At 57.2% G+C, this 10,446-nt stretch carries 7 protein-coding genes and 2 pseudogenes; 8 read left to right on the plus strand and 1 reads right to left on the minus strand.

The features are described from left to right. The 3 genes from D0550_RS30775 to D0550_RS30785 form a co-directional block, all read left to right on the plus strand. Nucleotides 1-615: RHS repeat domain-containing protein (locus D0550_RS30775; protein WP_161966156.1), on the plus strand; the 615-nt coding region annotated here is incomplete at its 5' end. A gap of 10 nt (nt 616-625) precedes the next feature. After that, nucleotides 626-1,105, plus strand: a complete 480-nt coding sequence (locus tag D0550_RS30780; RefSeq protein ID WP_116813026.1) for a hypothetical protein — start codon at nt 626-628, stop codon at nt 1,103-1,105. Nucleotides 1,106-1,701: 596 nt separating this feature from the next. Continuing rightward, complete coding sequence (locus tag D0550_RS30785; protein WP_116813027.1) at nt 1,702-2,421, plus strand: integrase core domain-containing protein; 720 nt, start codon at nt 1,702-1,704, stop codon at nt 2,419-2,421. A gap of 538 nt (nt 2,422-2,959) precedes the next feature. Here the strand turns inward: D0550_RS30785 and D0550_RS30790 are convergent. After that, complete coding sequence (locus D0550_RS30790) at nt 2,960-3,340, minus strand: hypothetical protein (protein WP_116813028.1); 381 nt, start codon at nt 3,338-3,340, stop codon at nt 2,960-2,962. Nucleotides 3,341-4,357: 1,017 nt separating this feature from the next. Between D0550_RS30790 and D0550_RS30795 the strand changes: the two genes are divergently transcribed. The 5 genes and pseudogenes from D0550_RS30795 to D0550_RS37300 form a co-directional block, all read left to right on the plus strand. Beyond that, nucleotides 4,358-8,410 (plus strand): RHS repeat-associated core domain-containing protein, encoded by a 4,053-nt coding sequence (locus D0550_RS30795; protein ID WP_161966157.1) that lies wholly within the window; start codon nt 4,358-4,360, stop codon nt 8,408-8,410. Nucleotides 8,411-8,423: 13 nt separating this feature from the next. Further along, nucleotides 8,424-8,984, plus strand: a complete 561-nt coding sequence (locus D0550_RS30800) for an ankyrin repeat domain-containing protein (RefSeq protein ID WP_116813030.1) — start codon at nt 8,424-8,426, stop codon at nt 8,982-8,984. Nucleotides 8,985-9,153: 169 nt separating this feature from the next. Further along, a pseudogene (locus D0550_RS37295) lies at nt 9,154-9,285 on the plus strand (RHS repeat-associated core domain-containing protein); the annotation flags it as partial. 293 nt (nt 9,286-9,578) lie between these two features. Next, complete coding sequence (locus D0550_RS30810) at nt 9,579-10,025, plus strand: hypothetical protein (protein WP_153067432.1); 447 nt, start codon at nt 9,579-9,581, stop codon at nt 10,023-10,025. Between the two features lie 158 nt (nt 10,026-10,183). Next, a pseudogene (locus D0550_RS37300) lies at nt 10,184-10,293 on the plus strand (RHS repeat-associated core domain-containing protein); the annotation flags it as partial. Nucleotides 10,294-10,446 lie beyond the last annotated feature (153 nt).

Consider the following 10,446-nt stretch of genomic DNA (forward strand, 5'->3'; position numbering starts at 1 on the left):
CGCTGGCGCTGGGATGCCGAGCCATTTGGCGGCGGCACGGTGAACAACAACCCGTCGGGCGCGGGCGTGTTCGATTTCCATCTGCGATTCCCGGGGCAGATTTACGTGGCGGAGACGGGACTGAATTACAACTACTTCAGGGACTATGACCCGAGTACGGGGAGGTATGCGCAGAGTGATCCGATCGGTCTAGGTGGAGGACTGAATGTCTATGGGTACGTGAATGGAAATCCGGTTTCATTCTTAGACCCACAAGGCTTGGAGCTATTTCTTCCGAATCCGGGCCGTAACACCGTAATTTGCGATGGAAATGGATCTATGGTTAGTCAGCTTCAGCCGATGAGTCCGCTCAATGAGAAGTGCGTCAGCGATTGCATGATGCTGCATGAGCTGACTCACATAGATCAGATTATTCGTTCCGGCAGAGGGCGCGTTTGCCGGGGGGCGGCTCGTGGCATGAGAGTCGCGATGCCCGAAACGGATCGCGGCCCAATGGAGCACGCCGCATATCAAGTAGAAAGAGAGTGTCTGCAACGCAAACTAAGTTCGCTGTCAGAATGTGATGTATGTCGACCGCCAATTATAAAGCGTTTGGGGCAGCTGGAAGGAGTATAGGAAAAAGGCCATGAAGATAATGAAGCTGCTATTGTTCGGAATTTTCATTGCGAGTTCCGTTCCGACGGTCGCTGTTGCGGAGTGCTGCTTGAATGTGACTGTTGAGATCAGCATTCAAGAAGGCGCTGCCTCAAGCGCGAAGTTGAAGGCCATCGTTCGAAACAACAGCACCTCTTCCATCGAGATTAACAGCAGTTCGTTGCCTTGGGGTGGTCGTTACAGCACGATACTGGCCGCAGTGCGTGAGAGCAGTCCGAACGAGCCACTCGATCAGAGATTTCCCATAGACGATTTGGGTCCTGAGACAATCCACTTGAAACCAGGTGCTAAGATCGAGGGGCAGATTGAGATGCATGATTTCTTCAAAGACATGGATAAAGCGCTGCAGAAGGATAACTTGATAGTTCTCTGGAGCTACAAGTTGGTTGCAGTCGATGGTAAGGAGAGCAAGCGTCTCGCAGGATGGGTCCGAGTGCCGCGCAGGCATTGATCGCTTGAGATGCTTGTTTCATAGTCAGTCCGTAGGAGAAATGGGCTATCTCAATCTGTCCGTTTTTCCTTGTTTATAACGGAGTCGTGTGGCAGCGCCGCTGTGGGTTATCTTTGCGCTGAGCTAGCGCACCGTCGACTCGTCCGAATCGAGCGATACATCCGCCTGTCCTCCGCAACAGTTCGATCTGGCCTCTGAAGTGGCCGGCGGGCGCAACTGTGGCATGATCATGGTGCTAAGCGCGTTCTCCATGATCGTCCGACTGACCTGGGATTTGATCCTGTGGTGCGGGCTCTTGCTTCGGCCGCGCGAGTCGTTGGAGGCGGAGATACTTTTTCTGCGTCGGCAGCTGGCGCTGTATCGGGAGCGCGGGGCGAAGCCTCGGCGGGTGGATGCGGCAACCCGAGTGACGTTGGCGCTGCTGTCGCGCTGTTTCGATTGGCGGAGCGCTCTGGTGGTGGTGCGGCCGGAGACGCTAATTCGGCTGGCACAGGGCGGTCTTCCGACTCTTTTGGCGGTGGAAGTCGCGAGCTGGACGGCCGCCGATTCCGAAAGAACTCCGCGAACTGATCCGACGGCTGGCAGAGGAGAATCCCGTGTGGGGTCAAGAGCGGATCGCAAACGAGCTGCTGCTGAAGCTCGGTCTTCGAGTCTCGCCTCGCACGGTAGCGAAGCACATGCCGCGACCGGCGCCGGGTCGGCCGAGGGGAAGTCAGCTGTGGTCGACCTTCCTTCGCAACCACGCGCGGGGTGTGATCGCCTGTGATTTCCTTGTCGCTGTGACCAGCACGTTTCGAGTGCTATACGTGCTGGTTGTCATCGAACACTACAGCCGTCGGCTCATTCACTTCAATGTGACGGCGCATCCGACTGCGGAGTGGACGCGGCAGCAACTGCGCGATGCGGTGGGATACGAGGAGCAATATGAGTACCTGCTGCATGATCGCGACGCCATCTTCTCGGCGGAGTCGGATGGGTCTATCCAGCGGCTGGGGCTGCGCGTGTTGAAGAGCCCGCCGCGCAGTCCTAAAGCGAACTCCATCTGCGAACGCGTCATCGGGACCATTCGCCGAGAGTGTTTGGACTGGCTCATTCCGCTCTCGGCGGCTCATCTGCGTCAGACGCTGAAATCATGGGTGGCACATTACAATCGCGGGCGCCCCCACTCAGCGTTGGGGCCAGGCGTTCCCGATCCGCCTGTGGATCTCTCGGTGCCGTTGGCGAAGTCGCGGCATCGACTGGCTGATTTTCGCTCTGTGCATGCCAAAGCGATACTCGGCGGGTTGCACCACGAGTACTCGCTGGAGCGCGTGTGAACAAAATCGATCCAGCCAAGATCGCTCAGACGAGGTTATTGCGGACGACACCGCGAGGAAGCGCGCGAGTGGTGTCTGGTCGGTCTCGATGAGGTCAATCGTGCGCTCTCGGTCCAAACTCATCCTTTCCAAGTCGTCGATGCCGCTCGCGCGTCACCCGGCAACGATGTGATCACTTACAGGAACCGGGCGGTCTCAATTAGCGCTGGACTTTCGTTCTCCTAACCACGCGCAACCGACCCCGCTTGCGAGACCCACTCGGTGCGTACGAGGGCACCGTACAGGTCAGTCCTTGTATCCGCCCAAGTTCGTCCAGGTCGATCCATTGAAACGGAGCAGGGACGTCACGGAGCCTCGCGCGAAAGTCCCGCTTGCGAATGGCGTCGGCGACAGGCTCAATTTCGTTCCAGTCACCTCAGTGAACTGCCACGCCCCTCTCCTCGGCGAACACGCCCAGATGATCCGTGGTGAGCCTCGCGAACACATGAACCTCGCCGTTCGACTGCAGCGAGGCGCTCGGACTGCCAACGATCTTTGGTTACCCGACGGTTGAGATGGTCGACCAATTCCAGCCTCCCGAGTGGTAGCGTGCCTCCAGCAATTCTCCTGTCTCTGAGCGCGCGTATACCCGCGTTTCGCCGGCGTTGTCGACGACGGCGCTTGGGAAATCGGTGATCGCCTGTTGGCCGACGCCCGCAACCGCCCACGAGTTGGTGCCACCAATGGACGTCATGTGAAGCAAGCTGTTTGCTGTGTATGAGGTGTTGCTCGGGTGCGCGCGCACGAAAACGTTCAGGCGATTGCCCGTGGTCCGGACGACAGTAGGGACGCCGATGACCTGGTTCGCCGCAGTGATCGCCCGATTCTCGACGGCGCTGCCGTTCCACCAATAGTGATAGACGCCGTAGCTACGCCGCAACGGTCAGAATCGCCGATAGGGTTTCGAATACTTTTCGCTGAGACCAGAAATGCAACATCGAATCCTCCTGATATGTTGCCAGCAGGGCAGGCGCCCCTCCTGAACCAATCGCGTTGGGTTGCGTGCAAAGACCTGACGTTTCCTAACTACGAGCGCTCATGTGGAATTCGCGCGCATCACGACATCCCTCGTCTGCATGTTCTCCTATTCATTGAATGAGGGTAACACAGGTGCTCGCCAATGTGTCCGAGGCCGCCGCCTCTTCAAGCCATCGAGTGAGGAGTCCATTCTGGCCAAAGCACAGCAGTCTGCTTTGATTGGGTAACGGCCATGGCAGTGGGTCTTTGCCGTGTGACATTCTACCGCTGGGGCGGCAAGGAGAAGCGATCCTGATTTCTTCTTGATGACGCGTCGAGTGTTGGGCGTGTGGACGCGCCCTGTTGAGTGATGGAAACCCTGAATTTCCTGGTTCGCGGTTGACGAAAGGGCGGATTAGCGTCGATCCTTGTGAAAGGATAGAACGCACGGCTCACGAGATTGGATCTCAGTTGCGGGGCCATTGTCATCAGGGAGCAAGGAGTGATTGAACGTCGCAGGCACGTAGTAAGTGGTGCGTATTCAAATGGTGCGCGAGGGCAGGACGCTAATGGAGGTGTTAGTGACGAAGCAACGCCGATGCAAACAACGGCCTTTGTCACGGCTCTTCAGTGCGCAGTTCTCTTGTTCGCCGGTCCCCTGTTTCCAATAGCCGGGAACGCTGCACAAGATACTTGCATAGAGCAAGGTGGAACTGCTGAGTGTACCGGGCCAGAAGTCGGGCCCTATAGCTACGGGTATGTCAGCGCAACCTGGGCGGGTCCTCATTCATTCCCTTCCGAGGCTGAGGCAGTTCAGGATTTCCAGACGCGAGTTCGCAACGTCTACAAGGCTTGCAGCTCGGATCTGCACAACCCTCCATTCCAGCCGGTACCTCCCGGGATCTTCTATAGGGATGCGCTACGCATTCCGGAGCCGCCGGTGAGCGGTGGCGATAATTTTACATTGAGGATCTGGCTGGGCTTGGAGGCGAATCAGACAAAATGGAATATGCGATTAAACGGTGTGCGCTCCACCGACGGGACTCCCGCATGTTCGGATAACTTTTCATCCGGCGATGTTCAGCTGGTCCGCTCGCGAAGCGTCGCGTGCCCGGCAGGGTTCGACTACAACGTTTCGACTGCGCCCGCGTATTCATACTGCTGGCGCAATCCCGCAGCTTCGCTCCGCCAGCGGAAAGATTTCGGTCCCAATGAGGATTGTGATCTCCAGGTAGCCAATCCGGTAAACGCCGCGACTGGTAACAAACACACAAAGGAGGTCGACTATCGTGGAACAGGTGAGTTTCCCCTTGAGTATGCGCGTAGCTACAACAGTGCCGCTGCGCTGTACGGAGGAACTTCGCCGAGCGGACCCGGTTTTGTGGGGCGCTCGCCTATGTGGCGTGGCACTTACGACCGCGCAGTGATGTTCAACGAACATCCGCTCTATCCAGCAGTGGATCTCTATCGACATACAGGGCAGGTTGTTCGGTACAAATCCGTCGGCGGGGTCTGGCATGGGGATGCAAGTGCGAATGACCGGCTCATTCAACACGTAGATTCAAATGGCGCTACTACGGGATGGACGCTAATCACGACCCTCGACGAACGTGAAAGCTACGACGCCAACGGTAGGCTTCTTTCCATTCAGAGCCGCGCTGGAATCACGCATTTAATGGAGTATGATGTGCGTGGTCGGTTAACTGCGGTTCGCCACGACTTCGGCCACCTGCTGCGATTCACGTACGATACTTACGATCGCCTGGCGACGATGATCGATCCTGGTGGTGGCGTTTACGTGTATCAGTATCTGTCCACGTCTAGGCGTCTCGTCGGGGTTGCCTATCCTGACGCGCGCTCTCGCACCTATCGATACGAGAACTCTTCTCTTCCTGATGCGCTGACAGGAATCAACGACGAGTCGCAAGTTGCTTTTGCTTCATACAGCTATCATTCCGATGGCCGGGTCGCAGTCTCAGCGCACGCGCAAGGGGTGAATCGCTACTCGTTTACATATCCCAGTGCGAATATCACGACGGTTACAGATCCTCTGAACACCGTCCGCACATACTCTCATGGGCGCTTTGGTGGTGGGTTACGTCTGACCGGTCTGAGTGAGCCCTGTGCTACGTGCGGAAGCGCGAGCAAGTCCAAGTCGTTCGATGCTGCTGGAAATCCTTCTTCGACGACGGACTTCAGGAACAACGTAACTACCTACACCTATGATCAGGCGCGGAATCTCCAGCTCTCACGCACGGAGGCTTCGGGCACTCCGCGCGCGCGGAGCGTCAGCACAACCTGGCATCCACAGCTCCGGCTTCCAGCAGTGATCGAGGAGAGCGGCAGGACTACAAGCTTTACTCATGACGCCAGAGGAAACATTCTCACAAGAACCGTTCTTGACACGAGTACTAACCAATCTCGTGCTTGGACCTACTCCTACAATAGCTTTGGCCAAGTGCTAACCGTGAATGGCCCGAGAACCGATGTCTCCGACGTCACAACATACACGTACCACAGCTGCTCGACGGGCTATGAGTGTGGTCATGTGCACACGATCACTAACGCCGGCGGTCACGTAACGACCTACAGCACCTACAACGCGCACGGCCAGCCGTTGGTGATCAGCGATCCGAACGGTGTCGTCACAACGCTGGCCTATGACCTGCGCCAGCGTCTGATTTCACGCGCCGTTGGTACCGAGGTGACATCGCTCGAGTATTGGCCGACTGGTTTGCCCAAGAAGACGACCTTGCCTGATGGAAGTTACCTTGAGTACACATACGACGCAGCCCATCGCCTCAGCGACATAAGCGATGCAGAGGGGAATCGCATCCACTACACACTGGACTTGATGGGAAATCGCACTGGTGAGCAAGCGTACGATCCCTCGAATGCGCTGACGCGGACTCGCTTCCGAGTTTTCGATGCACTGAACCGTCTGCAGAAAGAGATCGGAGCCGCCAACACCGCTAATGTTACAACCACGTTTGGCTACGACAACAATGGCAACCAAACCAGCATCGCGGCACCGCTAGGGCGCGATTCGAGTCAGGGTTACGATGAACTGAATCGCTTGACCAGTGCCACAGATCCTCTGAATGGCGGCACGCAGTACGGTTACAGCGTGCTCGATCAGCTCATATCCGTTACCGATCCGCGCGGGTTGGTCACTGAGTACTCTTACAACGCCCTTGGCGACCTCGAGCAGCAGACCAGTCCCGACACGGGCGTCACAACTAACACCTACGACTCCGGCGGTAACCTTGCCACGAGCACCGATGCGCGCGGCGCGGTCTCGACATACACGTACGACGCGCTGAATCGCGTGGCGACCGCCTCGTTTGCTACGGGCTCTAACACCGATCCGACCCTCACTTATACCTATGATACGGGGACGCATGGCAACGGTCGCTTGACCGGCGTTGCCGACAGCAATCATGCGCTGTCGTGGACCTACGATGCGCAGGGTCGGGTGTTAACGGCCGGGCAGGCGGTCGGGTCGGTCAGCAAGACCACCAGCTACTCGTACGCCAACGGCCTGCGCCAGAGCATGACGACGCCCTCGGGCCAAGTGATCACCTACGGGTACACGAACGGCAAGGTTACTAGCGTCAGCGTGAACGGCACGCTGCTGGTGTCAGGCATTCTGTACGAGCCATTCGGCCCCGTGCGGCAATGGACCTGGGCCAACGGCGCGCTGGCGGTGCGTACGTTCGATCAAGACGGCAAGGTGACGCAGATCGACAGCGAGGTCTTGAAGACCTATAGCTACGACGATGCGTTCCGCATCACGGGCATCACCGACGCAAGCAACGCAGCGTTGAGCTGGACGTACGGCTACGACGATCTCGACCGGCTCACCAGCGCGTCGACGCCCGGCACCACGCTCGGCTACACCTACGATGCCAATGGCAACCGCTTGACGCAGACGGGCACCACTGCGTCGACCTTCGCCATTGCTACCAACAGCAATCGCCTCTCGAGCACGTCCGGTGCGCTGACGCGCACCTATGGCTACGACAATGCCGGCAACACGACGAGCTTCACCGGGCTGACCTTCACCTACAACAACCGTGGGCGGATGAGTTCCTCCACCAAGAGCGGCGTGACCACGAGCTACGTCTATAATGCGCTCGGGCAGCTGATCCAGAAGGGCACGAACACCCTCTATTACTATGATGAGGCCGGTCACGTTCTGGGTACGTACAGCGGCAGCGGCGCTTTGGTCGAGGAGATTGTTTGGCTGGGGGATATCCCGATCATTTCCCTGCGGCCGAAAGCCACTGGCGGCATCAACATCTACAACATTCATACGGATCACCTGAACACGCCGCGATTGATCACGGGGTCGGTCAATCCCGGTATTCGCTGGCGCTGGGATGCCGAGCCGTTTGGTGGCGGCACGGTGAATAACAACCCGTCGGGCGTCGGGGTGTTCGATTTCCATCTGCGATTCCCGGGGCAGATTTACGTGGTGGAGACAGGGCTGAATTACAACTACTTTAGGGATTATGACCCGGCGACGGGAAGATACGTCGAGTCAGACCCGATTGGGCTGCAGGGAGGGCTCAATACGTACGCTTACGCCAACAACAGTCCTCTAATGTTTGTGGATGAGACGGGAGAAAATGCAGCGGCAGGTGGAGCAGCCATCGGGGGCGCTCTCCTGGCGAGAGTGTGTTCACGCGCGCCGGCTGTCTGTAAAGAGTTGGCAAAGTGCATCATCAATCCGAGCACCTGCAGGCAGCGCTTCTGTCGCATGCAGCCTAATCGGATCTACCATCCATTCTGCGACATTCCGGGATGCGCTCCCGGTGACAGTACCGCGACGGCACAGTTCAAGCTCGCGAGTGCCGAGGCATGTCTATTGCTGAGGCAGTTCGTAACGGCGGTGTGCCATGCCGGAAAATCGGACGCTGGGCACGATCGCGAAGAACGTGTCGCCAAAGACAAGATCAAGAGTTGTCAGGGAATGTGTTTGACCAACTGAGGCTGAGCAGATCATGACAGCGCTTACAAACATTGGGCCATTTGCGTTCGAGCAACGATGGGCTGAGGTGGAAGAGATCCTGCACGGCCTAGGGTCTATTCCAGAAAAAGACCGCAGCACGTTACTGTGCGAGCTCTGCTTCTACGGAAATGTGCACAGCATTGAGATGCTGCTGGACAGACAGGCAGACGTGAACTTCAGATTCGAGTATGAAGGACGTTCGAATGTCGCGTACCGCGTTGTTGCATACCCCCGGACTACGCCGGTAGGGCAGGCAATTCTCGGTCGCTCACAGGGGCGATTTCAGACACTAGATACATTGCGGCTGCTGCTTCAAGCAAAGGCTGATCCGAATCTGCACACATACCAAGGCTATACCCCTCTACAACTGGCGATCATAGAGGACTGTCCCGACCACGCCGAAGCTCTGTTGTCTGCTGGCGCCAATCCGCATCTTCTTTGTGAGGATCCTTTGATTCCTGACGGTGACGCGTTTTACTTTGCGAAGGAATACGGCAGGGAACGTGCGTGGGCACATCGCTTGCTCCCCGAGCGCAAGACGCAGGATGACTGATGCTACAGACGAGCATGTCGATTGACCGACCCGAAGTTAAGCCAAAACTCGCATCCGGACTCATCAACTTGGAACGGCACACTTGCTACCGGCTCGGACGCTGCTAAGTCGACGAAGGCACTGGAGAAATCGCCGTCGGGTACGACGGCTCGCGTCGGGTCGATCTATCTACAACTACTTTAGGGACTATGACCCGACCACGGGTCGATATGTGCAAAGTGATCCGTCGGGTCTGGAGGGCGGGCTTAACACGTATCGGTATGCGTTGAATCGACCTACTATGCTGATCGACGTAGACGGCCGCTTGCCTCTGAGTCCTGAGTGTCCGTTGCTAAGAGGGTTGGTAGTGAGAACGTGCAAGGAAGCCAATCGGCGGTGCGAGTATGGGGACAGCTGTGAAGAGCTTGACCTCAAGGTTAGCCGACATTTGGCGTGTGTCATTACGCAGACGGAGCTTAGTCGACGATGCTTCGGCTGGAGCATTACGCATGGGCACCGTATCTCGGATTCGTACAATGGGATGCAGCGTCGTGTTCGCATCGCCGAAGACACGGGCTGCGGTTGGTGCGGTCCGCCGAGGCCGAGGGCGACTCGATGAGCATCGATCCCGAGTTACTCAATGACGGGTTTTGGGAGAAGGCTTTCCAAGCGGACGATCCATTTCGAAACGAACTCAAAACGGAGTTCCGCAGAGGCGTCGTCTATGGCGGCGAGGATGACCTTCGCTGGGGCCGCATGGCTATCCCTAGCATTACAGACGAAGCGCTGTGGCCGTTGCTCTCCAGGCTCATTGAATTGGCTGTCCGCTTTCCGGGCGCTGATTTCGTTGAGGGTCTGGTCTTTTTTTTATCTCAGAGTGCTACCCATCAGAGATTGCAGAGGGCAACTCCAAGGTCGCCATCGATTGAGCAAGCTCGTCACCTGGTGCGGCTGACCGAGGAGCTTGTTCAACATTTGATGGCAAGGCGAGACTTCGATCTCGCCGATGACTTGGCGCCATTCAGAGCTTTGTTACGGACGATCGCAAAAGTGGATGCATAATTAGATAACAAAGGGCACTATCGAGCTAAGCCAAAACTCGCATCCGGGCTCATCAACTTGGAATGGCACGCTTGCTGCGGGCTCGGGCGCTGCTAAGTCGACGAAGGCACTGGAAAAATCGTCGTCGTGTACGACGAACCGCGTCGGGCCGATTTATCTACAACTACTATCGCGATTACGACCCGGCGACGGGGCGATACGTCGAATCCGATCCAATCGGGTTGAAGGGCGGATCAACACATATGCGTATGTGAAAAATCGGAGCATCGCTCACCCCTCCTGCTCATCGAGAATCGCCGTAGTTCAGTCGGTCGCCTCTTTGACCTCAGCGCGAGCTGCGCTGCTTCAGTGTTTCGTTCGCGATGAATGCATCGATGATGTTGAGCAACTGCTGCTGTCTCTTATACACATCTGACGCTGC

This window comes from Steroidobacter cummioxidans (genome assembly GCF_003104955.1).